The organism is Nocardioides sp. NPDC092400 (assembly GCF_040684155.1).
In the GTDB taxonomy this organism is placed as follows: domain Bacteria; phylum Actinomycetota; class Actinomycetes; order Propionibacteriales; family Nocardioidaceae; genus Nocardioides.
Genome location: NZ_JBFBFJ010000011.1, coordinates 46817 through 70140, shown reverse-complemented (window position 1 = coordinate 70140; position 23324 = coordinate 46817). Strand labels below are relative to the sequence as shown.

General features: G+C 74.1%; 25 protein-coding genes, 2 pseudogenes and 1 riboswitch. Of the genes and pseudogenes, 18 read left to right on the top strand and 9 right to left on the bottom strand.

Annotated elements, in window-relative coordinates; translation table 11 throughout:
• The 5 genes and pseudogenes from AB0N29_RS20645 to AB0N29_RS20625 all read left to right on the top strand — a co-directional run.
• Window positions 1-96, top strand: a pseudogene (locus tag AB0N29_RS20645) (DNA-binding response regulator); the annotation flags it as partial.
• Between the two features lie 332 nt (window positions 97-428).
• Entirely contained in the window at window positions 429-974 is a 546-nt protein-coding gene (gene def / locus AB0N29_RS20640) for a peptide deformylase (RefSeq protein ID WP_364870092.1), read from the top strand.
• Between the two features lie 3 nt (window positions 975-977).
• Window positions 978-1904 carry a methionyl-tRNA formyltransferase gene (gene fmt, locus AB0N29_RS20635; protein ID WP_302266811.1) on the top strand — a complete coding sequence of 309 codons (927 nt, stop codon included), beginning with the start codon at window positions 978-980 and terminating at the stop codon, window positions 1902-1904.
• A 3-nt stretch (window positions 1905-1907) separates the two neighbouring features.
• Entirely contained in the window at window positions 1908-2318 is a 411-nt protein-coding gene (locus AB0N29_RS20630) for an MmcQ/YjbR family DNA-binding protein (protein WP_364870088.1), read from the top strand.
• A complete protein-coding gene (locus AB0N29_RS20625; RefSeq protein ID WP_364870085.1) occupies window positions 2311-3705 on the top strand; it encodes a transcription antitermination factor NusB in 1395 nt (464 codons plus the stop codon). The genes AB0N29_RS20630 and AB0N29_RS20625 overlap by 8 nt, the downstream gene beginning before the upstream one ends.
• 4 nt (window positions 3706-3709) lie before the next feature.
• On the opposite strand, the gene AB0N29_RS20620 is transcribed toward AB0N29_RS20625, so the two are convergent.
• Complete coding sequence (locus AB0N29_RS20620) at window positions 3710-4462, bottom strand: AAA family ATPase (RefSeq protein WP_364870082.1); 753 nt, start codon at window positions 4460-4462, stop codon at window positions 3710-3712.
• A gap of 33 nt (window positions 4463-4495) precedes the next feature.
• Between AB0N29_RS20620 and ligD the strand changes: the two genes are divergently transcribed.
• The 4 genes from ligD (at window position 4496) to rpe (ending at window position 8859) form a co-directional block, all read left to right on the top strand.
• Entirely contained in the window at window positions 4496-5449 is a 954-nt protein-coding gene (gene ligD / locus AB0N29_RS20615; RefSeq protein WP_364870079.1) for a non-homologous end-joining DNA ligase, read from the top strand.
• Window positions 5450-5531: 82 nt separating this feature from the next.
• A complete protein-coding gene (locus AB0N29_RS20610; protein ID WP_364870076.1) occupies window positions 5532-7148 on the top strand; it encodes a RecQ family ATP-dependent DNA helicase in 1617 nt (538 codons plus the stop codon).
• A gap of 70 nt (window positions 7149-7218) precedes the next feature.
• Window positions 7219-8172 (top strand): lipid kinase, encoded by a 954-nt coding sequence (locus tag AB0N29_RS20605; RefSeq protein ID WP_364870073.1) that lies wholly within the window; start codon window positions 7219-7221, stop codon window positions 8170-8172.
• A 21-nt stretch (window positions 8173-8193) separates the two neighbouring features.
• Window positions 8194-8859 carry a ribulose-phosphate 3-epimerase gene (gene rpe / locus AB0N29_RS20600; protein ID WP_302266804.1) on the top strand — a complete coding sequence of 222 codons (666 nt, stop codon included), beginning with the start codon at window positions 8194-8196 and terminating at the stop codon, window positions 8857-8859.
• Between the two features lie 3 nt (window positions 8860-8862).
• On the opposite strand, the gene AB0N29_RS20595 is transcribed toward rpe, so the two are convergent.
• Window positions 8863-9705, bottom strand: a complete 843-nt coding sequence (locus tag AB0N29_RS20595; protein ID WP_364870069.1) for a hypothetical protein — start codon at window positions 9703-9705, stop codon at window positions 8863-8865.
• Between the two features lie 108 nt (window positions 9706-9813).
• A riboswitch (FMN riboswitch) is annotated at window positions 9814-9959 on the top strand.
• Window positions 9960-10030: 71 nt separating this feature from the next.
• Between AB0N29_RS20595 and ribD the strand changes: the two genes are divergently transcribed.
• Genes ribD through ribH form a run of 5 tightly spaced genes read left to right on the top strand, consistent with a single transcriptional unit; the run spans window position 10031 to window position 14189 of the window.
• Window positions 10031-11104, top strand: coding sequence for a bifunctional diaminohydroxyphosphoribosylaminopyrimidine deaminase/5-amino-6-(5-phosphoribosylamino)uracil reductase RibD (ribD, locus tag AB0N29_RS20590; RefSeq protein ID WP_364870066.1), 1074 nt, complete (start codon window positions 10031-10033; stop codon window positions 11102-11104).
• A gap of 1 nt (window position 11105) precedes the next feature.
• Complete coding sequence (locus tag AB0N29_RS20585) at window positions 11106-11735, top strand: riboflavin synthase (RefSeq protein WP_364870063.1); 630 nt, start codon at window positions 11106-11108, stop codon at window positions 11733-11735.
• Window positions 11735-12418 (top strand): nicotinamide mononucleotide transporter family protein, encoded by a 684-nt coding sequence (locus AB0N29_RS20580; protein WP_364870060.1) that lies wholly within the window; start codon window positions 11735-11737, stop codon window positions 12416-12418. The genes AB0N29_RS20585 and AB0N29_RS20580 overlap by 1 nt, the downstream gene beginning before the upstream one ends.
• Window positions 12415-13713: a bifunctional 3,4-dihydroxy-2-butanone-4-phosphate synthase/GTP cyclohydrolase II gene (locus AB0N29_RS20575; protein WP_364870057.1), complete on the top strand. Its 1299-nt coding sequence runs from the start codon at window positions 12415-12417 to the stop codon at window positions 13711-13713. Before AB0N29_RS20580 ends, AB0N29_RS20575 begins: the two co-directional genes overlap by 4 nt.
• Window positions 13710-14189 carry a 6,7-dimethyl-8-ribityllumazine synthase gene (ribH, locus tag AB0N29_RS20570; RefSeq protein WP_302266798.1) on the top strand — a complete coding sequence of 160 codons (480 nt, stop codon included), beginning with the start codon at window positions 13710-13712 and terminating at the stop codon, window positions 14187-14189. Before AB0N29_RS20575 ends, ribH begins: the two co-directional genes overlap by 4 nt.
• A gap of 7 nt (window positions 14190-14196) precedes the next feature.
• Here the strand turns inward: ribH and AB0N29_RS20565 are convergent, their stop codons facing one another.
• The 4 genes from AB0N29_RS20565 to AB0N29_RS20550 are packed head-to-tail and all read right to left on the bottom strand — an operon-like array spanning window position 14197 to window position 18629.
• Window positions 14197-14568 carry a response regulator gene (locus tag AB0N29_RS20565; protein ID WP_364870054.1) on the bottom strand — a complete coding sequence of 124 codons (372 nt, stop codon included), beginning with the start codon at window positions 14566-14568 and terminating at the stop codon, window positions 14197-14199.
• Window positions 14568-15146, bottom strand: coding sequence for a hypothetical protein (locus AB0N29_RS20560; protein ID WP_364870051.1), 579 nt, complete (start codon window positions 15144-15146; stop codon window positions 14568-14570). The genes AB0N29_RS20565 and AB0N29_RS20560 overlap by 1 nt, the downstream gene beginning before the upstream one ends.
• A complete protein-coding gene (locus AB0N29_RS20555; protein ID WP_302266795.1) occupies window positions 15139-15648 on the bottom strand; it encodes a pyruvoyl-dependent arginine decarboxylase in 510 nt (169 codons plus the stop codon). Before AB0N29_RS20555 ends, AB0N29_RS20560 begins: the two co-directional genes overlap by 8 nt.
• Complete coding sequence (locus AB0N29_RS20550) at window positions 15645-18629, bottom strand: response regulator (RefSeq protein WP_364870047.1); 2985 nt, start codon at window positions 18627-18629, stop codon at window positions 15645-15647. Before AB0N29_RS20550 ends, AB0N29_RS20555 begins: the two co-directional genes overlap by 4 nt.
• 86 nt (window positions 18630-18715) lie before the next feature.
• Here AB0N29_RS20550 and AB0N29_RS20545 point away from each other — a divergent pair, with 86 nt between their 5' ends.
• From AB0N29_RS20545 to AB0N29_RS20535, 3 genes are read left to right on the top strand one after another with little or no spacing between them, the layout of a single operon-like run.
• Window positions 18716-18979 carry a phosphoribosyl-ATP diphosphatase gene (locus AB0N29_RS20545; protein ID WP_364870044.1) on the top strand — a complete coding sequence of 88 codons (264 nt, stop codon included), beginning with the start codon at window positions 18716-18718 and terminating at the stop codon, window positions 18977-18979.
• Between the two features lie 32 nt (window positions 18980-19011).
• A complete protein-coding gene (hisG, locus tag AB0N29_RS20540; protein ID WP_364870041.1) occupies window positions 19012-19863 on the top strand; it encodes an ATP phosphoribosyltransferase in 852 nt (283 codons plus the stop codon).
• The gene (locus AB0N29_RS20535) at window positions 19847-20305 is read left to right on the top strand and encodes a PH domain-containing protein (protein ID WP_364870038.1); all 459 of its coding nucleotides are present in this window, start codon (window positions 19847-19849) and stop codon (window positions 20303-20305) included. Before hisG ends, AB0N29_RS20535 begins: the two co-directional genes overlap by 17 nt.
• A gap of 37 nt (window positions 20306-20342) precedes the next feature.
• On the opposite strand, the gene AB0N29_RS20530 is transcribed toward AB0N29_RS20535, so the two are convergent.
• Together AB0N29_RS20530 and AB0N29_RS20525 are read right to left on the bottom strand one after the other, a co-directional pair.
• Window positions 20343-20816 carry a nitroreductase/quinone reductase family protein gene (locus AB0N29_RS20530; protein ID WP_364870035.1) on the bottom strand — a complete coding sequence of 158 codons (474 nt, stop codon included), beginning with the start codon at window positions 20814-20816 and terminating at the stop codon, window positions 20343-20345.
• A gap of 41 nt (window positions 20817-20857) precedes the next feature.
• Window positions 20858-21592 (bottom strand): annotated as a pseudogene (locus tag AB0N29_RS20525) (SDR family oxidoreductase); the annotation flags it as partial.
• A gap of 135 nt (window positions 21593-21727) precedes the next feature.
• On the opposite strand from AB0N29_RS20525, the gene AB0N29_RS20520 reads away from it, so the two are divergent.
• Complete coding sequence (locus AB0N29_RS20520; RefSeq protein WP_302266788.1) at window positions 21728-22363, top strand: TetR/AcrR family transcriptional regulator; 636 nt, start codon at window positions 21728-21730, stop codon at window positions 22361-22363.
• A gap of 41 nt (window positions 22364-22404) precedes the next feature.
• Here the strand turns inward: AB0N29_RS20520 and AB0N29_RS20515 are convergent, their stop codons facing one another.
• Window positions 22405-23322 (bottom strand): aldose 1-epimerase family protein, encoded by a 918-nt coding sequence (locus tag AB0N29_RS20515; RefSeq protein WP_364870032.1) that lies wholly within the window; start codon window positions 23320-23322, stop codon window positions 22405-22407.
• Window positions 23323-23324: the final 2 nt, after the last annotated feature.

Sequence of the window (23324 nt, the reverse complement as noted above, 5' to 3'; positions counted from 1 at the left end):
TCCTCGGTGCTCACCGTCGGGGACCTGACCCTGGACGAGGACAGCCACGAGGTGTCCCGCGGGGGCGAGGAGATCACGCTGACCGCCACGGAGTTTCTCAGGGGAAACCGGCACTTCTCAGGCGATGCTTCCCCTGAGAAGCACCGGAATCCCCGGGGCCCCGGGGATTCCGGCACCCCCGCCCGACACCGCGAGCCGCGGGCCGGACCGGGCGCAGCTCCCCGGGGCAGTCCCTCGCATACCGGGGCAGATCTACCCCGGTAAGCGCAGGAGTCCCCGGTGGACCGGGGACTCCTGCAGCACGCCGGCACGCCGCCGCCGACACCCTCAGCCGAGCCGGCGCGCGCGACCAGCGAGCAGCCACGCACAGCGGCCGAATAGACTGGACCGCTGCCCCGCACGACGTACCGACCGCACACAGGAGACACGTGGCCATCCAGCCGATCCGACTCTTCGGGGACCCGGTGCTGCGCAAGCCGGCCGTGAAGGTCGTGGACTTCGACAAGGAGCTGCGCCAGCTCGTCGCGGACCTCACCGACACGATGCTCGAGGCGCCCGGCGCGGGTCTGGCCGCACCGCAGATCGGGGTCGGCCTCCGCGTGTTCACCTGGTACGTCGACGGGGAGGTCGGGCACCTGGTCAACCCGACGCTCGAGCTCTCCGAGGAGGTCCAGGACGGCCTGGAGGGCTGCCTGTCGCTGCCGGAGCTGACCTACGAGTGCCGTCGGGCGATGTCGGTCGTCGCCCAGGGGTTCGACATGCACGGCGAGCCGCTGACGGTCCACGGGTCCGAGCTGCTGGCGCGGGCGATCCAGCACGAGACCGACCACCTCGACGGCGTGCTCTTCATCGACCGGCTCGACCAGGCCGCCCGGAAGGCGGCGATGAAGGAGATCCGCGAGTCCGAGTGGTTCGGCCTCGAGAAGCCCCAGGTCAAGATCAGTCCCCACCCCACGAACGGTTTCGGTTTCTAGCCCATGCGCCTCGTCTTCGCCGGCACCCCTGAGGTCGCCGTCCCCTCCCTCGACGCGATCGCCGCGTCCGACCACGAGCTGGTCGGCGTCGTCACGCGACCCGACGCTCCCGCCGGCCGCGGCCGCAAGCTGGTCGCCAGCCCCGTCGCGCAGCGCGCCGAGGAGCTCGGCGTGCCCGTGCTCAAGCCCGACCACCCCCGCGACCCGGCGTTCCAGGAGGAGCTGCGGGCGCTGCGGCCCGACTGCTGCCCCGTCGTGGCGTACGGCGCGCTGCTGCCGCAGTCGGCGCTCGACATCCCGCCGCACGGCTGGGTGAACCTGCACTTCTCCTGCCTGCCGGCATGGCGCGGCGCGGCCCCGGTGCAGCACGCGATCTGGGCCGGTGACGAGGTGACCGGCGCGACGACGTTCCGCATCGTCAAGGCGATGGACGCCGGCCCGACGTTCGGCGTGATGACCGAGCGGATCCGTCCCACCGACACCGCCGGCGACCTGCTCGGCCGGCTGGCCGAGGGCGGCGCCGGGCTCCTGGTGGCCACCCTCGACGGGATCGAGGACGGCTCGCTGGTGGCCCGCGATCAGCCCGAGGACGGCGTCAGCGTCGCCCCCAAGATCCTCGTCGAGGACGCCGAGGTGGACTGGACCGAGCCCGCCGTCGCCGTCGACCGCCGGATCCGCGCCTGCACGCCGGGGCCCGGCGCCTGGTCGACCCACGACGGCGAGCGGCTCAAGGTGGGCCCGGTCGCGGTCGAGGAGGGCACCCGGCTGGAGCCCGGCGTGCTCGAGGTGCGCAAGAACGCGGTGCTCGTCGGCACCGGCACCGACGCGGTCCGCCTCGGCGAGGTGAAGGCGTTCGGGAAGAAGCAGATGGGCGCGGCCGACTGGGCCCGCGGCGTACGCCTGGAGTCCGGCACCCGGCTCGGGGCCTGAGCGATGGGCCGCCCCGCGACGCCGGAGGACGTGGACGCGATCTGCCGGTCGCTGCCCGAGGTCGAGCTCGGCACGAGCTGGGGCGACCGTCCGACGTACCTCGTGCACGGACGCGGGTTCCTGCTCTTCCGCGCGCCCGACCGGCACGCGGTGGACCCGGCGACCGGGGAGCCCTACGAGGACCTGCTGGTCGTCACGACGCCGTCCATGGACGCCAAGGAGGCGCTGGTCGCCGACCCGTCGACGCCGTTCTTCACCATCGACCACTTCCGGCGCGCCAGCGCGGTGCTCGTCTCGCAGTCGCGGCTCGGTGAGCTCGACGTCGAGGAGCTGCGCGAGGTCCTGACCGACGCCTGGACCGCCCGCGCGCCGAAGCGGCTCGTGCGCGACCACCTCGGGGGCGACCGTGGCTGACCGTCGGCGGCGTCCGCCCTCGAGCCCTGCCGCCGGCGCGGCCGGCCGGCCGCGCGTCGACGTCCCCCGGCTCGCGGCGCTCGAGGTGCTCAAGGCGGTCCGGGTCGACGACGCCTACACGAACCTGGTGCTGCCCGCGGTCCTCGCGCAGCACGACCTGTCGGGCCGCGACGCGGCGTTCGTGACCGAGCTGGTGTCCGGGACGATCCGCCGCCAGGGCACGTACGACGCGGTGTTGGCGGCGTGCATCGACCGTCCGCTGGCCAAGGTCGAGGCCAAGGTGCTCGACGCGCTGCGGCTCGGCGCCCACCAGCTGCTCTCGATGCGCGTGCCCGCGCACGCCGCGATCAGCACCACTGTCGACCTGGTGCGCGCGAAGGTCGGTGCGGGCGCCGCCGGGTTCGCCAACGCCGTGCTGCGCAAGGTGACCGCCCACGACCTCGACGCCTGGGTGGCCCTGGTGGCCCCGGACGCGACGGCGGACCCCGTCGGGCACGCCGCCGTGGCGTCCAGCCACCCCGGCTGGGTCGTCGAGGAGCTCCGCCGTGCCGTGGGCGCCCCCGAGCTGGCCGCGCTGCTCGCGGCCGACAACGAGCCGCCGCGCGTCACGCTCGTCGCCCGACCCGGGCGCGCCACGCGGAACGAGCTGCCGGGCCAGCCGACGCCCTGGTCGCCGTACGGCGTGGTGCTGGAGGGCGGCGACCCCGGTGCCGTGCCCGCCGTCGCCGAGGGGCGGGCGGGCGTCCAGGACGAGGGTTCCCAGCTCGTCGCCGTGGTCGCCGCGGCCGCTCCGGTCGACGGACGCGACGAGCGCTGGCTCGACCTGTGCGCCGGCCCCGGCGGCAAGTCCGCGCTGCTGGCCGCCCTCGCCGCAGGTCGCGGGGCGCGCCTGGTGGCCGGCGAGCGGCAGGCGCACCGCGCGCGGCTGGTCGCCCGCAACCTGCGCGGCGCCGAGGGCGTCGCCGGGGTGCTCACCGCCGACGGCACCCGCCCGCCGTTCCGCCCGGGCACCTTCGACCGGGTGCTCGTCGACGCTCCGTGCACGGGCCTGGGCGCGCTCCGCCGCCGGCCCGAGGCCCGCTGGCGGCGCCGGCCCCAGGACCTGGCCGACCTGGTCGCCCTCCAGCGGCGGCTGGTCGGGTCGGCGCTCGACCTGGTGCGGCCGGCCGGGGTGGTCCTGTACGCGACCTGCTCGCCGGTCCTGGCCGAGACCGCAGACGTCGTCTCCGAGGTGCTCGGCTCGCGCGACGACGTACGCCTCGAGGACGCCGCGCCGCTGCTGCCGGACGTCCCGGACGCCGCCGGGCCCCTCGCGGGCACCCTGCAGCTGTGGCCGCACCGGCACGGCACCGACGCGATGTTCCTGGCCCTGCTGCGCCGTTCCTGAATCCTCAGCCGAGCACGTGGCGCAGGTAGCGCTCCGGGTCGGTCAGGTAGGCGCGCCAGTGCTCGACCAGCTCCAGCTGCTCCCAGGTGGCCGGGCGGAGGCCCCAGGGCCCGACCTCGAGGATCCTCGCCCCGGGCATGGCGGCCAGCACGGGGGAGTGGGTCGCGCACAGCACCTGCCCGCCCCTCGCGACGAGCTCGTGCAGGGCGGCGACCAGCGCGAGGGTCGAGGAGAACGACAGCGCGGCCTCGGGCTCGTCGAGGCAGTAGAAGCCGGGGGAGTCGAAGCGGGTGCGCAGCAGCTCGAGGAACGACTCGCCGTGGCTGAGCTCGTGGAAGACCGGCTCCTCGGGCTCCGGCCGGTCCACCCGACGCACCCGCGTCTCCTCCAGGTAGGTGTAGAAGCCGTGCATCGTCTCGGCACGGAGGAAGAACCCCCAGCGCGGTGCGCCGATCCCGCGCCGCAGGTCCAGGGCCGCGCCGAGGGGCGACTCCGAGGGGCGGGTGGTGTGGCGCGCCCCGGTCGAGCCGCCCTCGACGCCCATGCCGTACGCCTCGGCGACGGCCTCGACGATCGTCGACTTCCCCGAGCCGTTCTCGCCGACCAGGAAGGTCACGCCGGGGGCGAGGTCGAGCCCGCGCCGCACGAGGTGCTCGACGGCCGGCACGGTCAGCGGCCACCGGCCCAGGGGCAGTCGCTCGGCCCGCCCCTCGCGCGGCACCGACACGCGGACGACGGGCGGCTGGCGGAGTCCCACGGGCGTCACCGTACGGCCCACTACGGTGGACGCGTGGCCGCCTCGAAGTCCGCGTCGAAGACCCCGTCCGTCGAGATCGAGGTCGACGACCGCGTCGTGCGGGTGAGCAACCCCGACCGGGTGTACTTCCCCGAGTCCGGCGCCACCAAGCTCGACCTGGTCGAGTACTACCTGGCCGTCGGTCCCGGCATCGTCAACGCGCTCCTCGAGCGGCCCTGCATGCTGCACCGGTTCCCGAAGGGCCTGGCCGGGGACAAGGTGCACCAGAAGCGGCTGCCGCAGGGCGCGCCGCCGTGGGTGGAGACCGTGCGCCTGCACTTCCCGCGCTGGGACCGCACCGCCGACGAGCTGTGCGTCACCGAGCTGGCCTCGGTCATCTGGGCGGTGCAGATGTCCACGGTCGAGTTCCACCCCTGGAACAGCCGCCGCGAGGACACCGAGAAGCCCGACGAGTGGCGCATCGACCTCGACCCGGGCCCGGACTGCGACTTCGACCGGGTACGTCGCGTGGCCGGCGTCGCCCGCGAGGTGCTCGACGAGCTCGGGGTGACGGGCTACCCCAAGACCAGCGGCAGCAAGGGGCTGCACGTCTACGTCCGGATCCGCCCGGACCACGGGTTCAAGGAGGTCCGGCGGGCGGCGCTGGCCTTCGCCCGCGAGGTCGAGCGGCGGGCGCCCGACGACGTCGACCTCACCTGGTGGCGCAAGGACCGCGACCCCGCCACGGTCTTCGTCGACTACAACCAGAACGCCCGCGACCACACCATCGCCGCGGCGTACTCCGTGCGCGGGCTGCCCGACGCCCGCGTGTCCACCCCGATCCGGTGGGACGAGGTCGCCGACGTCGACCCGCGCGACCTCACGATCTTCACCGTGCCGCAGCGCTTCGCCGAGCTCGGCGACCTCCACGCGGACATCGACGCCGACCCGTGGGACATCGCCCCACTGCTGGAGTGGGCCGACCGGGACGAGGCGGCGGGCGCGTAGGGACCGGCCGACCCGGAGGAGTGAGCGACGTTCGCCCCGACGGGTGAGGTGGGGGTCCGGGGGCGCCGGGTAACGGCTCGCGGTGACCTCCCAGCAGCTCCTGACCAGGGTCGAGAAGACGGCCCGCGAGGTCTTCGGCCACGACCACCTCCTCGGCGGCCAGGCCGACGCGACGACCGCCCTGCTCTCGGGCCACGACGTGCTGCTGGTCTCCCCGACGGGCTCGGGCAAGTCGCTGGTCTACCAGGCGGCCGGAGTGCTGACCGACGGCTGCACGCTGGTGGTCTCCCCGCTCCTCGCGCTGCAGCAGGACCAGGTCGACAGCATCCGGTCCGCGCCCGGAGGGCTGACCGCGTGCCGGTTGAGCTCGGCGGAGTCCGAGGCGGAGAAGCGCGAGGTCCTCGAGCGGGCCACCGCGGGCGAGGTCGACTTCCTGTTCTGCTCACCCGAGCAGCTGGCCAACGACGAGGTGCGCGCCGCCGTCGCCGCCGCGGGGATCGGCCTGGTCGCCGTGGACGAGGCCCACTGCGTCTCGGCGTGGGGCCACGACTTCCGGCCCGACTACTTCCGGCTCGGCGAGCTGCTGGCCGAGCTCGCCGACGAGCAGGGCACTCCGCCCCGGGTGGTCGCCATGACCGCCACCGCGGCGCCACCGGTCCAGGACGACATCGTCGCCCGGCTGGGGATGCGCGAGCCCCGCACGGTGCTCACCGGGTTCGCCCGGGACAACATCGCCCTCGACGTCGTCCGGGTCGTCGAGGAGGCCGACCAGCGCACGGCGGTCCTCGAGCTGGTCGCCGCGACCCCGGGCGCCGGCATCGTCTACTGCCGCACCCGCCCCGCCGCCGAGGAGTACGCCGCGGCGCTGGCCGACGCGGGGCGCCGCACGGCCGTCTACCACGCCGGTCTGTCCCACCGCCGCCGCGAGGAGACCCACGAGGCGTTCATGGCCGACGAGGTCGAGGTGGTCGTGGCCACCTCGGCGTTCGGCATGGGCATCGACAAGCCCGACATCCGCTTCGTCGTGCACGCCCAGGTCCCCGAGTCGCCGGACACCTACTACCAGGAGGTCGGCCGGGCCGGCCGGGACGGCGAGCCCGCGTCCGCCACCCTGGTCTACCGGCCCGAGGACCTCGCGCTGGGCAAGTTCTTCTCCGGCGGCGTCCCGCGGAAGAAGGACGTCCACGCCGTCCTCCGGGCGGCCGGCGAGGTCGGCACCGACCCCAAGGACGTCGCCGGGGCGGCCGGGTTCGGTCCGCGCAAGACCGGCCGCATCCTCAACCTGCTCGTTCTCGTCCACGAGACCCGGCCCGAGGCGAACCGGCCCGACGACGCGGTCGCGGCGGTCGTCGACATCGCCGAGTCGCACCGCCGGCTGGAGCGGTCCCGCGTCGACATGATGCGTGGGTACGCCGAGACCGACCGCTGCCGGTCGGCGTACCTCCAGGGCTACTTCGGCGAGCAGGCCGAGCACCGGTGCGGGCGCTGCGACAACTGCCGGGCCGGCATCGCCGAGGACCCCGCCGACGAGCAGGACGTGGCGTACCCGGTGCAGTCGGAGGTGCGGCACGAGGAGTTCGGTCCCGGGGTGGTGACCGACGTCGAGGACGACCGGGTCACCGTGCTCTTCGAGTCGGTGGGCTACCGGACGCTCTCGCTCGACGTCGTCGAGGAGCACGAGCTCCTGCAGCTGGCCTGACCCGCATCCCACAGCGGGCGCACACCCGGCTCTCACGGCGGTCTCATCCGGGCGCCCTACCGTCGGGGCCATGTCCACCCCAGCAGCTGTCCGCCGGGTCGCGGTCGTCGTCAACACCGGCTCGCGCCGGGGCGCCGCCGCGCTCGAGCAGGCCACCGCCGCGCTGCGGTCCGCCGGCTTGGGCGAGGTCAGCACGCACCCGGTCCGCGACGGAGCCACCCTCGCCGCCACCCTCGACCGCGTCGTCGCCGAGGCGCCGGACCTGCTCGTGGTCGGCGGCGGCGACGGCACGGTCGGCTGCGCCGCCGGACGGGTCGCCGGGACAGCGGTCACCCTCGGCGTGCTGCCGCTCGGGACCGCCAACGACTTCGCCCGGACCCTCGAGATCCCGTCCGACGTGCCCGGCGCCGTGGCGGCGCTCGTCGCCGGGCGGGTGGTCGACGTCGACCTGGGCCGGGTCGACGGCCGGGCCTTCCTCAACGTCGCGTCGGTCGGCCTGTCGGTGGCCGTCACCGAGCGCCTCACGCCCGCGCTGAAGCGCCGGCTCGGCCCCGCGGCGTACCCCGTCGCGACCCTGGGCGCCTACCGCCACCACCGGCCGTTCGCCGCACGACTGGAGTTCCCCGACGGCGACCACGAGCCGGTCGAGCTCGACGACCTGCTGCAGGTGGCGGTCGGCAACGGACGCCACTACGGCGGGGGCAACGCGGTCTCGCCGTCCGCCTCGATCGACGACCACCTGCTCGACGTCTACGCGATCGAGCGCGGCCGGCTGCGCGACCACGTGTCCATCGCGCGCTTCCTCAAGGACGGCTCGTTCGTCGAGCACGAGCGCGTCCACCACCTGACGACCCGGCGGGTGCGCCTGCGCACCGACCCGGTGCTGGGGGTGAACCTGGACGGGGAGGTGGTGGCGACCACGCCCGCGCTGTTCGAGGTCGAGCGCAACGCCGTCCACGTCGTCGTGCCGCCGACCAGCCGCGCGGCCGTGCTCGACGGGAGGCGCGCCGGCGAGGCGTCCTGACCCTCCCTAGACTGCGGGCCCGTGGGCCACCTCCAGATCACGCCGAGCATCCTCAACGCCGACTTCGCGAACCTCGGGGCGGAGGTGGCGCGGATCCCCGGCGCGGACTGGGTCCACGTCGACGTCATGGACAACCACTTCGTCCCCAACCTCACCTTCGGCCCGACCATGGTCGAGGCACTCGCCCGGACCACGGACGTCCCCCTCGACGCGCACCTGATGATCGAGGAGCCCGACAGCAACGCGCTGGCGTACGTCGAGGCCGGCTGCGGCTCCGTCACGTTCCACGTCGAGGCGGCCAGGGCGCCCGTGCGCCTGGCGCGCGAGCTGCGCTCGCACGGGGCGCGCGCCTCGATGGCGCTGCGGCCGGCGACCCCGATCGAGCCCTACGAGGACCTGCTCGGCGAGCTCGACATGGTGCTGCTGATGACCGTCGAGCCCGGCTTCGGCGGCCAGAAGTTCCTCGACCTGGTGCTGCCCAAGATCCGCCGCGCCCGCGCCCTCATGGACAAGCACGGCGTCGAGACGTGGCTGCAGGTCGACGGGGGAGTCTCGCTGGAGACCATCGGGCGCTGCGCCGAGGCCGGTGCCGACGTCTTCGTGGCCGGCTCGGCCGTCTACTCCGCCGACGACCCCGACGCCATGGTCGCCTCGCTGCGCGAGACCGCCACCGCCGCCCGGGGCTGACCCTCAGCGGGCCCGCAGCGTGCGCACCGTCCGGCCACCGTCGGTCGAGACCACCAGCGGGGCGGTGTCGTCGCCCGTGACCAGCCAGAGCACGCCGCCGCCGCGCGGGTCGGCGCGGAGGTCCCGCACGCCCCCGGGATCGGCGGCCCACGGTGACCACGCCGACCAGTCGGTGTCGTCGGAGACCCAGAGCCCGTGGTGGACGGCGCTCGGCCGGCCGGGCCGGTCGCCGCTCCAGGTCGGCACCAGGGCCAGCAGCCGGCCGTCGGGCAGGACGACGGCCGAGGAGACGTAGCCCCGCTCGCCGTCGACGACGGGCACGTCGTACGCGGTCCAGGTCCCGGCGGCCAGGCGCGCGACCCGCTGGAACGGGAGCACCGTGGCCCCGTCGCCCCCGCCCAGCACCGCCCGGACGGTGCGCCGGTCGAGCGAGACGGCGTCCTGGGTCAGGAGCCCGTCCAGGCCGGCGTCCGTCGGCGGCCGCGGGGGGACAGCTCGGGACGTCGTCCCGGCGAACAGGCGGCTCGCCCGGCCCGGGCCGGTGGCGTCGTACGTCGCGCTGCGGAAGTCGTCCCCGCTGCGGGCGATCGCCTGGTCCCGACGGGCGCAGCCGGCGTCCACGCAGCCCCACCACGCCGCGACCTGCAGGCCGTGCGGCGACCGGCGGACGAGTGCCGCGCGCAGGTGGGAGGTGGGTGCGGTGACGACGGCCCGCGCGTCGCGGTGCCGCTCCTCCGCGACCGGGACGACGGTCGCGGCGCCGCCCGCGGGCGCGGGGCCACAGCCGGTGAGGGCGTGGCCCAGGAGGACGGCGGCCAGGCCGAGGGCGGCGGTCGATGTGCGCATGCCAGGGAGACGCCTCCCGCGCCGCGGGAGTTGTCCCGCTCTGTGGGCCGGCTCACGAGGAGGCGGGGCGGGCGCTGTGGCAGACTCCGACCAGACGAGCAAACACGCTCGCGTGCTCTGGGGTCGGTGAAATTCCGAGCCGGCGGTGACTGGACGCAGGTCCAGAAGTCCGCGACCCGGTCACCGCCAGTGACCGGTTGACCAGGTGAGAGTCCTGGACCGACGGTCAAAGTCCGGATGGGAAGCGCACGCAGGCGGCTCGGCACCCCGTGCCGCACGCCGCCGTCGCCCCGGAGTCCGCGACGACACCGGACAGGGGCGGACGATGGGCTTCAGCGAGGCCGAGCAGCGCGCGATGCGCCGCGCCCTCGTACTGGCCGCGAGCCCGGGCGTGCCGCTGGGCCCGAACCCGCGCGTCGGCTGCGTGCTGCTCGCCGACGACGGCTCGACGGTGGCCGAGGGCCACCACCGCGGCGCCGGCACGGCCCACGCCGAGGCCGACGCGCTGGCCCGAGCGGGGGAGCGGGCCCGGGGCACGACGGCCGTGGTGACCCTCGAGCCGTGCAACCACACCGGCCGCACCGGACCGTGCGCCCGGGCGCTGGTGGAGGCCGGCGTGCGGCGCGTGGTCTTCGCCCAGGGGGACGCCAACCCCGTGGCCGTCGGGGGCGCCGACACGCTGCGGGCGGCCGGCGTCGAGGTCGAGCAGGGCCTGCTGGCCGACGAGGCCCGTGTGCTCAACCGCACCTGGACGTTCGCCGTCGAGCACGGCCGGCCCTTCGTCACCTGGAAGTTCGCGACGACGCTCGACGGGCGCAGCGCCGCGGTCGACGGCACCAGCCGGTGGGTCTCCAGCCGTGCCGCCCGGATCGACACCCACCGTCTCCGGGCGCTGGCCGACACGATGCTCGTCGGGACCGCGACGGTCGAGGTCGACGACCCGGCACTGACCGTCCGCGACGAGCACGACGTGCCCCTGGCCGACCAGCCCCTGCGCGCCGTGATGGGCCTGCGCGACCTCGACCCCGGCCGGCGGGTCCTCGACGGGCAGGCCCCGACGGTGCTGCTGCGCACCCGCGACCCGCACGAGGCGCTCGCCGACCTGCGCGCCCGCGACCGCCAGCACGTCTTCCTCGAGGGCGGGCCGACCCTCGCCGCGGCGTTCCTCCGCGCGGGCCTCGTCGACGAGGTGGTGGCGTACGTCGCGCCGGTGCTGCTCGGCGCCGGGACGTCCGCCGTGGCCGACCTCGGAATCACCACCATCTCCGCGGCGTTGCGGCCTGTGGTCACCGACGTGACCGTGCTGGAGCCGGCGACGCCGGACGAGCAGCCGAACGTGCGGCTGACCATGACCCCCGACCGGTCCGCAGTCGCGGCCGGGCACACCGAGGAGCGCTGACATGTTCACAGGGATCGTCGAGGAGCTGGGCACCGTCGCGGCGGTCGAGGACCAGGGCGACGCCATCCGGCTCACGATCCGGGCCGCGACGGTGCTCGAGGACGCCGCGCTGGGGGACTCGATCGCCGTCAACGGCTGCTGCCTGACCGTGGCCGGCCGCGAGGGCGACACCTGGACCGCGGACGTCATGCAGGAGACCCTCGACAAGACCAGCCTGCGCGGCGTGCAGCCGGGCGACAGCGTCAACCTCGAGCGCGCCGTCACGGCTGCGACCCGCCTCGGCGGGCACATCGTGCAGGGCCACGTCGACGATGTCGGCGAGGTGCTGCGGCGCACCCCCAGCGAGCACTGGGAGCTCGTCGAGGTGTCGCTGCCCGGGCACCTGGGCCGCTACCTGGTCGACAAGGGCTCGATCACCGTCGACGGGGTGAGCCTCACGGTCGTCGAGGTGGGCGAGGGCTCCTTCACCGTCAGCCTGATCCCCGAGACCCTCGCACGCACCACGCTGGGGTCCCGCCAGGTCGGCGACCGGGTGAACCTGGAGGCCGACGTCATCGCCAAGCACGTCGAGAAGCTGCTCGCGGGGCACCTCCCGCCGGCCCCCGCCACGACCCCGGGGGAGGACGCCTGATGCTCGACTGGCTGCTCCACGGGACCATCGCGGTCGGCGACGGGTCGCTGGCCGTCCGCGAGGTCGTCGGCAACGGCTTCGGCCTGGCCAGCGCGCTGCTCGGCATGCGCCGCCTCGTCTGGGCCTGGCCGGTCGGCCTGGTCGGCAACGTCCTGCTGTTCACCGTGTTCGTCAGCGGCGAGCTGAGCGGAGCGACCTCCGAGCCGCTCTGGGGCCAGGCCGGGCGCCAGGTGATGTTCGCGGTCGTCGGGCTCTACGGCTGGTGGCGCTGGAGCGCCGCCCGGCGCGACGCCGGCGCCGTGCCGGTGACCCCGCGGTGGGCCAGCGCGCGCGAGAAGCTCGCGCTGCTCGCCCTGGCCGCGGTCGGGTACGCCGCGGCGTACGCGCTGCTCGTCCGGATCGGCTCCTGGGGTCCCGCGACGGAGGCCTGGATCCTCGCCGGCTCGCTCGTGGCGACGTACGGCATGGCGCGCGGCTGGGTGGAGTTCTGGCTGGTGTGGATCGCCGTCGACGTGGTCGGCGTGACCACGCTGGTCCGGGCCGGCTACTACCCGACCGCCGGCATGTACCTGTTCTACGGCGCGTTCTGCGTGCTGGGCCTGATCACCTGGTGGCGCGTGGAGCGCGCCACCCACCAGCCGGTCGCCGCCCCGCGCCCGGTCGACGAAGGAGTACCCGCATGACCGCCACGCCCCTCCAGCCCGAGCAGCACGCGAAGGTCCGGCTCGACAGCGTCGAGCAGGCGATCGCCGACATCGCTGCGGGCAAGGCGGTGATCGTCGTCGACGACGAGGACCGCGAGAACGAGGGCGACATCATCTTCGCCGCGAGCCGGGCCACCCCCGAGCTGATGGCCTGGACCATCCGGCACAGCAGCGGCGTCATCTGCGCCCCGATGCCCGCCGAGATGCTCGACCGGCTCGAGATCCCGCTGATGACGCCGCACAACAAGGACCGGCTGCGCACGGCGTACACGATCTCCGTCGACGCCCGGGACGGGGTCTCCACCGGCATCTCGGCCGCCGACCGGGCGCACACCGTCCGGGTGCTGGCCGACTCCGCCACCGAGCCCTGGGAGATCACCCGGCCCGGGCACGTCTTCCCGCTGCGCTACCGCGAGGGCGGCGTGCTGGTCCGGCGCGGCCACACCGAGGCCGCGGTCGACCTGGCGACGCTGGCCGGGCTCACCCCCGTCGGCGTGCTGGTCGAGGTGGTCAACGACGACGGGACGATGAAGCGGGCGCCGGAGCTGCGCGAGTTCGCCGACGAGCACGGCCTGGCGATGATCTCGATCGAGCAGCTGGTCAAGCACCGCCGGCGCCACGAGAACCTCGTCGAGCGCGTCGCCGAGACGCGGCTGCCCACCCGGCACGGCGACTTCACGGCGTACGGCTACCGGATCACCGTCGACGGCTCCGAGCACCTGGCGCTCGTGCACGGTGACATCAGCGGCGACGAGCCGGTGCTGACCCGGGTGCACTCCGAGTGCCTGACCGGCGACGTCTTCGGCAGCCACCGCTGCGACTGCGGGCCGCAGCTCGACGAGGCGCTCGAGCGGATCGTGGCCGAGGGCCGCGGCGTCGTCGTCTACCTGCGCGGCCACGAGGGTCGGGGGATCGGCCTGGTCGCCAAGCTGCAGGCCTACCAGCTCCAGGACGGCGGCCGCGACACCGTCGACGCCAACCTCGACCTCGGGCTCCCCGCCGACGCCCGCCACTACGGCGCGGCGACGCAGGTGCTGCGCGACCTCGGTGTCACCAGCGTCCGGTTGCTGACCAACAACCCCGAGAAGGTCAGCAGCCTGGAGGACTACGGCATCGGCGTCGCCGAGCGGGTGCCGCTGACCCCGCACCCGAACGGCCACAACCTGGCCTACCTGATCACCAAGCGCGACCGGATGGGCCACGTCCTGCCCGGCCTGGACCCCCACGAGCCCGACCCCGCACCCCTGCGGACGACCGAGGAGAACGACGCATGAGCGGCCACGGTGCCCCCGACCTCCAGCCCCTCGACTGCAGCGGCCTGCGCGTCGCCGTCGTCGCCGCCAGCTGGCACACCGAGGTCATGGACGGCCTCCTGGCCGGGGCCGAGCGGGCCCTGGACGCCCACCAGGTGGGGGAGTCCACCGTGGTGCGGGTGCCCGGGACCTTCGAGCTCCCCGTCGTCGCGGCCGCCCTGGCCGAGGAGGGCTTCGACGCGGTCGTGGCGCTGGGCGTGGTCGTCCGCGGAGGCACGCCGCACTTCGAGTACGTCTGCTCGGCGGCCACCGACGGGCTGACCCGGGTGGCGCTCGACCACCGGACGCCGGTCGGCTTCGGCGTGCTCACCTGCGACACCGACGAGCAGGCGCTGGACCGGGCGGGGCTGCCCGGATCCTCGGAGGACAAGGGCTACGAGGCCACCGCCGCCGCCCTGCAGACCGCCCACACGCTGCGCGGCATCACCGGGCGCTGAGGAACGGTCAGGGCCAGCCGAGCATCGTGGAGATCTCGCCGGCGAGGCTCATGGGGTCGAACGGCTTGGAGATGACGCCGGCGACGGCCATCTCGTCCCAGAGCTGACGGTCGCCGACCTGCACCTTGGCGGTCAGCAGCACCACGGGGATGTGCGCGGTGGACTGCTGGGCCTGCAGGTGGCGGAACGTCGTCAGCCCGTCCATGTCGGGCATCATCAGGTCCAGCACGATGACGTCGGGCAGGTGCTCGTCGGCCATCTCGATCGCGAGCTGACCGCCGTCGGCGGTCACGACCTCCCAGCCGGCCACGACCTCGAGGGCCAGCTGGGTGATCTCGCGGATCGAGTCGTCGTCGTCGACGACGAGGGCGCGCGGCATCAGCTCGACCGCGGCGGTCCGGAGAAGAGCGCGGTGTAGTACGTCTGGGTGTCCGTAGCCTCCACCTCCACGTCGGCGATCCGGTGCAGCAGCGCCTCGGTACCCGGACCGAGCCGGAGCACCTCGTTGTTGAACTTGCAGTAGTCGTAGCCGCAGACCGCCTTCTCGGCGACCAGCATCTCCACGATGGTGGAGATCATGGCCCACATGACGCTGGTCTGTCGCTGGTCCTGGCGCACCAGCGTGAAGCCGAGGTAGTAGACGGCGTTGCGGGCGGTGTGCTCGGGGTAGTGGTGCGCCCACCAGCCGGGGCTGATCCACGGCACGGTCTCGAGGTCCCGGGTGAGCGTGGAGAGGCCCACGACCTCGCCGTCGGCGTTGCGGGCGACGTACTTCATGACGCGGGGGTCGGTCATCTCCTCGACGAACTCGTGCTCGTGGAGGAGGTGCCGGGCCATCGCCCGGGTCTCGAGCTCGGCGAAGGTCTCGCGGTAGAGCTTCCAGTACGCCGCGACGGTCGACTCGTCCAGCTCGGTCTCCACGGTGATCGCCGGCGACCCGGCCCCGCGGTCAGCCACGGGTGCTCTCCTTGGGCGACCAGTCCTCGACGGAGTACGCCGCCACGACGAGCGCGCAGACCGGCCGGTCCACGCAGTGCGCGGAGGCGGTGGCGTGCTCGACCGGCCCGTAGCCGCCGCCGCGGTTGACGTCCATGTCGTGGAGGCTGAAGGTGATCTGCTCGAGCAGCGACTCCTCGCTGCCGCCGTGGTGCTCCACGAAGAGGCCGCCGGTCGTGTGGTCCCGGGTCCAGCCGAGGCCGGCCCACACGGTCTCGCCGCTGTGCTCGGCGAAGGAGGCCGACTCCACGCAGTAGAGCTTGTCGCCGTGGCCGCCGGCGAGGACCTCGGCCGCGGGGTCCTCCAGCACCCGCACAGTGCTGTGCGGCGGGATGACCGAGGAGAGCTTGATCAGGTTGAGGTTGCCGACGCCGGCGTTGAGCAGGGCGTGGTCGTACGCCGCCAGCGGCGTGCGGCCGGTCCCGGTTGCTGCGCGGACCGTGATCTCGAGTCGGGTGGTCACCGCTCCTCCTTGGGGATGGTGTCGGACGCTGTTCGCGACGTGGTGGTGGTCGTGGTGCCCGTGGTGGTGGTGCTCGTCGTGGTGGGGCTGGTGGGGACGCGTGCCTCGGCGGGCCGTCCGGTGACGGCGTCGAGCAGGCCGAGGACCCGCTGCTCGAGGTCCTCGGGCGCGGTGCGTCCCTTGGTGAGGAAGACGGTCGGCCCCAGCTCGAGGGAGGCCCGGCGCTCGACCTCGACGTCCGCGGCGCTGTAGACGACGAGGGGCGTCGCCGCCAGCGCGGGGTCGCGGCGGAAGGCGGCGACGACCGCCGAGCCGTCGTCGTCGGGCAGGTGCAGGTCCAGGACGATGACCTGCGGGCGCACCGCCCGCCCGGTCTCGATCGCCGAGGCGGCCGTGGTGGCGTGGTCGACGCGGAGGCCGTGGGCGTGCAGCAGTGCGCTGATCACCTCGGCCAGGTCCTCGTCGTCCTCGACGAGCAGCACGGCGCTCTCGCTGAGCCGCCCGGCCAGGGCCACCTCGACGGCCTGCACGAGCTGGCCCTCGGTGACCGGCTTGACCAGCCAGCCGTCGGCCTGCGGGCTCAGCTCGGGGTCGCTCTCGGGAGCGAGGCCGGAGACGACCACGACCGGGATGTTGCGGGTCCGCTCGCCTCGCCGCAGCTCGGCGAGGACCTCCGCGCCGGACGTGCCGGACATGCGGAGGTCGAGGAGGACGGCGGCCGGGCGCTCCGCGGTGGCCCGGGCGATCGCCTCGTCGCCGTCGCCGACGCCCACCGGGCGGTAGCCGTGCTGGGCGAGCATCGCCGACAGCGTGCCGACCACCGCGGGCTCGTCGTCGCAGACGAGGATCGTGGGGGCGTCGGCGGGCACGGCCTCGCCCGCGAGGCGGGAGCGGTGCGGCGCCGGCAGGGTGAACTGCACGGTCGTGCTCCGCCCCGGCTCGCTCTCCGCCCAGATCCGCCCGCCGTGCCGGTCCACGATGCCGCGGCTGATCGCCAGCCCGAGCCCGGTGCCGCCCTTCTGGCGGGCGTCGGAGGAGTCGACCTGGTGGAACCGGTCGAAGATCGTGCCGATCTGGTCCGCCGGGATCCCGCGTCCCTCGTCGTGCACGCGGAAGAGCACGGTCCCGCCGTCGCGCGGCTGCGCGTCGACGACGACCCGGCCCCCGGCGGAGGAGAACTTGATCGCGTTGTTGAGCAGGTTGATCAGCGTCTGGACGATCCGGTCGCGGTCGGCGAGGACGGTCCCGGCGGTGTCGCCGACCTCGAGCCGGACGTCCGCGCCGCGCGCCATGGCGTCCAGCTCCGCGGTCGCCGCCTCCACGAGGGCCCGCGCGTCGATGACGGCCAGCTCCATCGGGCGGGCGCCGGACTCGATGCGCTCGAGGTCGAGGATGTCGTTGATCAGCCGGGTCAGCCGCTCGCTGCTCTCCAGCGCGATCCGCGCCATCGACGTGGCCCGCGGGCTCAGCTCGCCGAGCTGGCCGCCCGCGAGCAGGCCGAGGGAGCCGCGGATCGACGTCAGCGGCGTGCGCAGCTCGTGGCTGACCACGGAGAGGAACTCGTTCTTCATCCGGTCGACCTCGCGCCGCTGCGTGACGTCGCGGAACACGACGACCGCGCCCGTGACCACGTCGTCGTCGACGAGCGGGCTCGCGGTGATCTCCACGGGGAACTCCGCCCCGTCGGCGCAGACGTAGACGTCCTCCTCGGCGCTGGTCACCGTGCCGGAGGCGATCGCCTCGGCGATGTAGCAGCCCTCGTAGGGGAACGGGACGCCGTCGACCCCCGGGGCGTGGAAGAGCTCGTGGGCCGGCTGCCCGAGCAGCGCCTCGGGGGTGTAGCCGAGCGCGCGGGCGCCGGAGGGGTTCATCGAGGTGATCCGTCCGCGGGCGTCCACGCCGTAGATGCCGTCGCCCACGGAGGTCAGCAGCGTCTCGGTACGCCGCGCGAGGCGCCGCAGGTCGGCGGTCTGCTCCGCGACCCGCCGCTCGAGGCCCCGTCGCAGCTGGGCGTTGTCCGCGGTGAGCAGCACCTGGCGGGCACCGGTGGCGACCGCGAGCGTCAGCCAGAGGACCTCCTGGGCCCGCTGCATCTCCTCGCCGCCGCTGAAGAAGATCTGCACGATCCCCGCGACGCCGACGACCGAGAAGACCAGCAGGGTGTCCCGTGCGTCAGCGGCGGTGTGGGCGTCCTCGACCTCCTCGTCCTCGTCGCCGGCGGGGTACCAGGACGCGACAGCGATCAGCAGGTAGCCCGCGATCCACCCGAGGTCGGGGAAGTCGCCCCAGGTGAAGGTCCCCTGGGCGACCCGCACCGCGAAGGACAGGTCCGCGATGGCGTACAGCAGGAAGCCCAGCGCCACGAGGGCGAGCGCGGGCCGGCTCTCGCCCCGGCTGCGCAGGACCAGGAAGAGGCCGAAGGTCACCAGGGCCACGTCGAGGAACGGGATGAGCAGGCTGAAGAACTCGGGGCCGAAGACCTGGTCCACCGACGCCAGCAGCTCGTCGTAGACGAGCACCGAGGCCATGATCAGCACCGCGGACCCGCCCACGATCCCGTCGAGGACCATGATCGTGAGGTTGCGGCCCCGGCGGCGCGCGGTCGGGAAGGTCAGCAGTCCCACGATCGAGAGCGCCAGTGCGAGCGACACGCTCAGGTCGCTGACCAGGCTGGGGTCGGTCACCGGGTCGTAACCGGCGATCGCGGCCCAGACGTTGCCCAGCACCGCGCAGACCGCGGCGGCCAACAGCCAGAGCCAGCCGCGGCGGCGCCGCCCGGTCGACCACCGGGCGCGCAGCCAGACGCTCACCCCGGTGGTGGTGCCGGCGGCCATCAGCCCCAGCGCGCTCGCGCCCTCGCGGAAGGAGGCGGAGAACCCCGGTTGGAGCAGCACCGCGAACAGCCCCACGGTGAGGACGGCAGCGGGTGCGGCCACCCGGAAACGGCGTCGCTGCGCGGCGAGCGACAGCGATCTGCCCATACCCCGGAAGGTATCAGCAGGTCAGACCCGTCTTAACCGTCGCCCGGTCAAGCCGTCGACCGGCGCGTCGCCTAGGCTGGTCGCCCGTGAAGACGTTCGACGAGCTGTGGGCCGAGCTGCAGGAGAAGGCACGGACCCGGCCCGCCGGTTCCGGCACCGTGCGACAGCTCGACGCGGGTGTGCACGCGATCGGGAAGAAGCTGGTCGAGGAGGCCGCCGAGTCCTGGATGGCGGCCGAGCACGAGGGCAAGGAGCGCACGGCCGAGGAGATCAGCCAGCTGCTCTACCACGCGCAGTGCCTGATGATCGCCAGCGGCCTCGAGCTCGACGACGTCTACGCCCACCTCTGACCCAGCCTGACCCGGCCCCGAACAGGACCCGCATGTCCCTCCTCCGTGTCGCCGTCCCGAACAAGGGTTCGCTCTCGCAGTCCGCGTCCGAGATCCTCCGGGAGTCCGGCTACCGCCAGCGCGACGACAGCAAGCAGCTGACGCTGATCGACGACGAGAACGGCGTCGAGTTCTTCTACCTGCGTCCGCGCGACATCGCGCTCTACGTCGGCGAGGGCACCCTCGACGTCGGCATCACCGGCCGCGACCTGCTGCGCGACTCCGGCGCCCAGGCCGACGAGGTCCGGTCCCTCGGCTTCGGCCGCAGCCGCTTCCGGTTCGCCGGCCCCGCCGGCCGCTACACCGACCTGTCCGAGCTGGCGGGCCTCCGGATCGCCACGTCGTACGTCGGCGTGGTCGGTGCGTTCCTCGTCGAGCAGGGCATCGAGGCGTCGGTGGTGCGGCTCGACGGGGCGGTCGAGACCAGCATCCAGCTCGGCGTCGCCGACGTCGTCGCCGACGTCGTCGAGACCGGCAGCACCCTGCGCCAGGCGGGCCTCGAGGTCTTCGGCGGCACGATCCTGGAGTCCGAGGCGGTGCTCATCACCCGCTCGGCCGCCGAGCCGCCCGCCGGCTTCGAGGTGTTCAAGCGACGACTCGACGGTGTCCTCGTGGCGCGCAGCTACGTGATGATGGACTACGACATCGAGAGCCAGCACGTCAGCTCCGCCGTGGCCCTCACGCCCGGCATCGAGAGCCCGACGGTGTCCCCGCTGCACAAGGACGGCTGGGTCGCGGTCCGCGCGATGGTGCCCCGCGACGGCGCCCAGCGGCTGATGGACGAGCTCTGGGAGCTCGGTGCCCGCGGCATCCTCCTCACCGACATCCATGCCTGCCGGCTCTGACGCCCCGGGCCCGGGCCTGCCGCGCACGTGGCGACCGCTCGGACCGCGCATCGTCGCGATCGTGCTGGGCGTCGGCCTCCTCGTCATCCTGGCGATGGCCTGGATCTCCTTCGGCGACGAGGTGCGGTCGAAGTTCACGACGTTCCAGCGGGGCACGGTCGTCTTCTTCGTGCTGCTCGGGGGAGCGGTGCTGCACGCGCTGACCCGCTCGCGGGTCACGGCCGACCGGGACGGCCTGACGGTCGTCAACGGCTACCGCAGCCGCCGCTACGAGTGGGCGGAGGTCGTCGCGGTCAACCTCCCGGCCGGCGCCCCGTGGGTCACCATCGACCTCTCCGACGGACGGACGGTGTCGGCCATGGGCATCCAGGGCTCCGACGGGGCGAAGTCCCGCGAGGCCGTTCGCGAGCTCCGCCGGCTCGCCGACGAGCTCTCCCGCTGACGCGTCCCGCGACCCCCGGTCTGCCCGGGAACCGCGGTCAGGATCGCAGGAACCTGATCCGCACGAGCCGACTGGCGGCCCAGTCCTCGAGCCGGGTCGGCCGGATGGTGCCCGGGTCGTGCGGCTGGTTGAGGTCGGCGACGATCTCCGCCAGCACGGCCCGGCGCTCCGCGGGGTCGGTGACAGGCGTGGCCCGCGCGGGCAGGTCGGCACGGACCCCGTTCTTGAGGTGGAAGGTGAAGGCGGGCTCGGCCAGGAGGTTGGCGTGCCAGTCGGTCGCGGCGCCGCCGGCGCCGCTGCACAGGTAGGTGGCGCCCGCGGCCCGGTAGAAGAAGATCTCGATGCGGCGCGGCCGGCCGGTGCGGCGCCCCCGCGTCGTGATGTCGATGATCCGCTCCCGGGTGCCAGCGGCGGGGGTGATCTCGATGGCGCGCCGGACGTGGTCGGGCAGGTGCGCCAGGGAGTCGTCCGGGGCCGGGTCACTCGGCCCGGTGGCGCTCGGGGTGCCCACGCGGTCTCGGCCTGCAGCGCGGGACCGAGCAGCAGACCGCCGTCGACGACGTGCTCCGAGCCGGTGACGAACGACGCCTCCGAGGAGGCGAGGAACAGCAGGAGACGGGTGACGTCGGTCGGCTCTCCGAGCCGGGGGACCGCGAACGGCTCGGGGGAGTAGAAGTCGGCGATCGCCGCGGTGGCACCGGCTGCCGGCTCGTGGATGAACGGCGTCGCGATCACGCCGGGGTGGATGGTGTTGACCCGGATGCCGTCGCGGCCGAGCTCGAGCGCCGCCGTCCGGGTCAGGCCCCGCACGGCCCACTTGCTGGCGACGTACGGCGCGTAGTGGGCCGTGCCGCCCAGTGCCATGGTCGAGGCGATGTTGACGATGGCTCCGCCTCCTGCGCGGCGCAGGGCGGGGGCCGCGACCTTGGTGCCGAGGAAGGTCCCGGTGAGGTTGACGCCGAGGATGCGCGACCAGGTCGCCCGGTCGGTCTCCTCGATGGGTGCCGGCGGGTTCTGCACGCCGGCGTTGTTGACGAGCACGTCGAGGGTGCCGAAGGCGCGCTCGGCGGCGAGCACGGCGGCGGACCACGAGTCCTCGTCGGTGACGTCGAGGTGGGCGAAGCGCGCGCGGTCCCCGAGCTCGGCGGCGAGGGCGACGCCGCGTCCGGGGTCGATGTCGGCGATCACCACGCTCGCCCCCTCCGCGTGGAAGGCGCGCACGTGGCTCGCCCCCTGGCCCCCCGTCCCACCCGTCACGAGCACGGTCTGGTCGTTGAAGCGGTGCATCTGCTGGTCCTCCGGTACGGGGTGACCGGCCGGTCCCGGTGGGGGCCGGCCAGTGGTGAGTCGAGTGGCTCACCACTGGTGACCCTAAACCGCCCATAGAGGCGAGTCAAGCCACTCACCTCGTATGCTCGGCCCATGAGCAGGGCTGTGACGACGTACCACCAGCGCATCGCGCAGGAGAAGCGCGCGCTGATCCTGGCGGCCGCGACCGCCCTGTTCCTCGAGCTGGGCTACGACCGGACGTCGCTGGCGCGGATCGCCGAGCGTTCGGGCGTCTCTCGCGCCACGTTGTTCAAGCAGTTCCCGACCAAGGCCGCCCTCTTCGACGCGATGGTCACCGAGTCCTGGTCGACCGGGGACGACGAGGCCCCGCCGCCGGTGGGCGACGTCGTCGCCGGGCTCGGCACCATCGGTCGCCGCTACGCCGAGCTGCTGGGCCGCGCCCGGATGACCGACTTGTTCCGGATCGTCATCGCCGAGCTGCCGCGGTTCCCCGAGCTCGCCAGCGCGCAGTTCTCGCACGGCAAGATGCCCTACTTCGAGTCCGTGCGGGACTACCTGCGGGCCGAGCACGAGGCGGGGACCGTGCGGGTCGAGGACGTCGACCTCGCCGCCACGCAGTTCCTGGGGATGATCTCCAACTACGTCTTCTGGCCGACCCTCCTCGTGCCGGGCTGGGAGGTGGGCGACGAACGCGTCACGCAGGTGGTCGACGAGGCCGTCCGCACCACCACCGCCCGGTACGCGGTGGACGGCACTGGACCGTCCTGAGGGCCTCCGATCCCGGACCGGTCGAGGGCCCTCCGGCCCGGTCAGTCCTCGAGCGCGCGGACGCCCCAGACCACGGAGACGGTCTCGTCGGGGGCCAGGGTGAAGAGGTCCTCGCCGGAGCGCAGGGCGTCCGGAGGCGCCGTCATCGGCTCGACGGCCAGTGACCGGCGGGCGGTGGCCGGCACGTCGTCGGCGGTGTAGAGCAGGAGCCACGGGTGGTGGCCGTCGACCCAGAGCGTGACGCCGTCGCCACTGGCGGGGTCGCGCAGCACCGCGGTGGTGTTCCCCTCCGGGTCGCGCTGGAGGTCGGTGAAGCAGTGGTTGAGCGCGAGGTCGCGCAGAGGCCGCGCCACGCGGAAGTCGTACGCCGTGCCCTCGACCGCCTCGCGCCCGACCGGCAGCAGCCGCTCGTCGTCGACCAGCAGGCGGGTCGCCGCCGGGAGCGTGAGCTCCCAGGTGTCGACCGGGCCGTCGCCGACCCGCAGGTACGGGTGCGCGCCGGACGCGTACGGCGCGGGCGCGCCGGAGTCGTTCGTCGCGGTCTGGGTGACGGTGAGCCCGTCGGCGGAGAGGTCGTAGGCGACGTGCAGGTCGAGGGTCCAGGGGTAGCCGGTCTGGGCCATCAGCCGGTACTGCAGCGAGACCGAGTGGCCGGTGTGCTCCTCGACGCTCCAGGCGACCCAGCGGGCCAGCCCGTGGGAGGCGTTGTGCCGGGCGGGCTCGGTCAGCGGCAGCTGGAGGTCGCGCCCGGCGAAGGCGTACTGCCCGTCGCGGACCCGGTTGGGCCAGGGCACGAGGAGCTGCCCGCGCCCGCCGGCGGACATCTCGTCCTCGCCGAACCCGTCGACCAGGTCGCGCCCGCGGAAGGAGAGGCCGCGCAGCGCTGCGCCGCTCTCGGTCACGACGGCGCGGTAGCCGCCGCCCTCGATCTCGAACTGTTCGCCGCTGGGAGGGAGCACCT

What these genes read in the sequence shown, in the direction of transcription:
- fmt (WP_302266811.1), top strand. Translation starts at nt 978, where the DNA reads ATGCGCCTCGTCTTCGCCGGCACCCCTGAGGTCGCCGTCCCCTCCCTC.
- AB0N29_RS20630 (WP_364870088.1), top strand. Translation starts at nt 1,908, where the DNA reads ATGGGCCGCCCCGCGACGCCGGAGGACGTGGACGCGATCTGCCGGTCG.
- AB0N29_RS20605 (WP_364870073.1), top strand. Translation starts at nt 7,219, where the DNA reads ATGTCCACCCCAGCAGCTGTCCGCCGGGTCGCGGTCGTCGTCAACACC.
- AB0N29_RS20595 (WP_364870069.1), bottom strand. Translation starts at nt 9,705, where the DNA reads ATGCGCACATCGACCGCCGCCCTCGGCCTGGCCGCCGTCCTCCTGGGC.
- ribD (WP_364870066.1), top strand. Translation starts at nt 10,031, where the DNA reads ATGGGCTTCAGCGAGGCCGAGCAGCGCGCGATGCGCCGCGCCCTCGTA.
- AB0N29_RS20585 (WP_364870063.1), top strand. Translation starts at nt 11,106, where the DNA reads ATGTTCACAGGGATCGTCGAGGAGCTGGGCACCGTCGCGGCGGTCGAG.
- AB0N29_RS20580 (WP_364870060.1), top strand. Translation starts at nt 11,735, where the DNA reads ATGCTCGACTGGCTGCTCCACGGGACCATCGCGGTCGGCGACGGGTCG.
- AB0N29_RS20575 (WP_364870057.1), top strand. Translation starts at nt 12,415, where the DNA reads ATGACCGCCACGCCCCTCCAGCCCGAGCAGCACGCGAAGGTCCGGCTC.
- ribH (WP_302266798.1), top strand. Translation starts at nt 13,710, where the DNA reads ATGAGCGGCCACGGTGCCCCCGACCTCCAGCCCCTCGACTGCAGCGGC.
- AB0N29_RS20565 (WP_364870054.1), bottom strand. Translation starts at nt 14,568, where the DNA reads ATGCCGCGCGCCCTCGTCGTCGACGACGACGACTCGATCCGCGAGATC.
- AB0N29_RS20550 (WP_364870047.1), bottom strand. Translation starts at nt 18,629, where the DNA reads ATGGGCAGATCGCTGTCGCTCGCCGCGCAGCGACGCCGTTTCCGGGTG.
- hisG (WP_364870041.1), top strand. Translation starts at nt 19,012, where the DNA reads ATGTCCCTCCTCCGTGTCGCCGTCCCGAACAAGGGTTCGCTCTCGCAG.
- AB0N29_RS20535 (WP_364870038.1), top strand. Translation starts at nt 19,847, where the DNA reads ATGCCTGCCGGCTCTGACGCCCCGGGCCCGGGCCTGCCGCGCACGTGG.
- AB0N29_RS20520 (WP_302266788.1), top strand. Translation starts at nt 21,728, where the DNA reads ATGAGCAGGGCTGTGACGACGTACCACCAGCGCATCGCGCAGGAGAAG.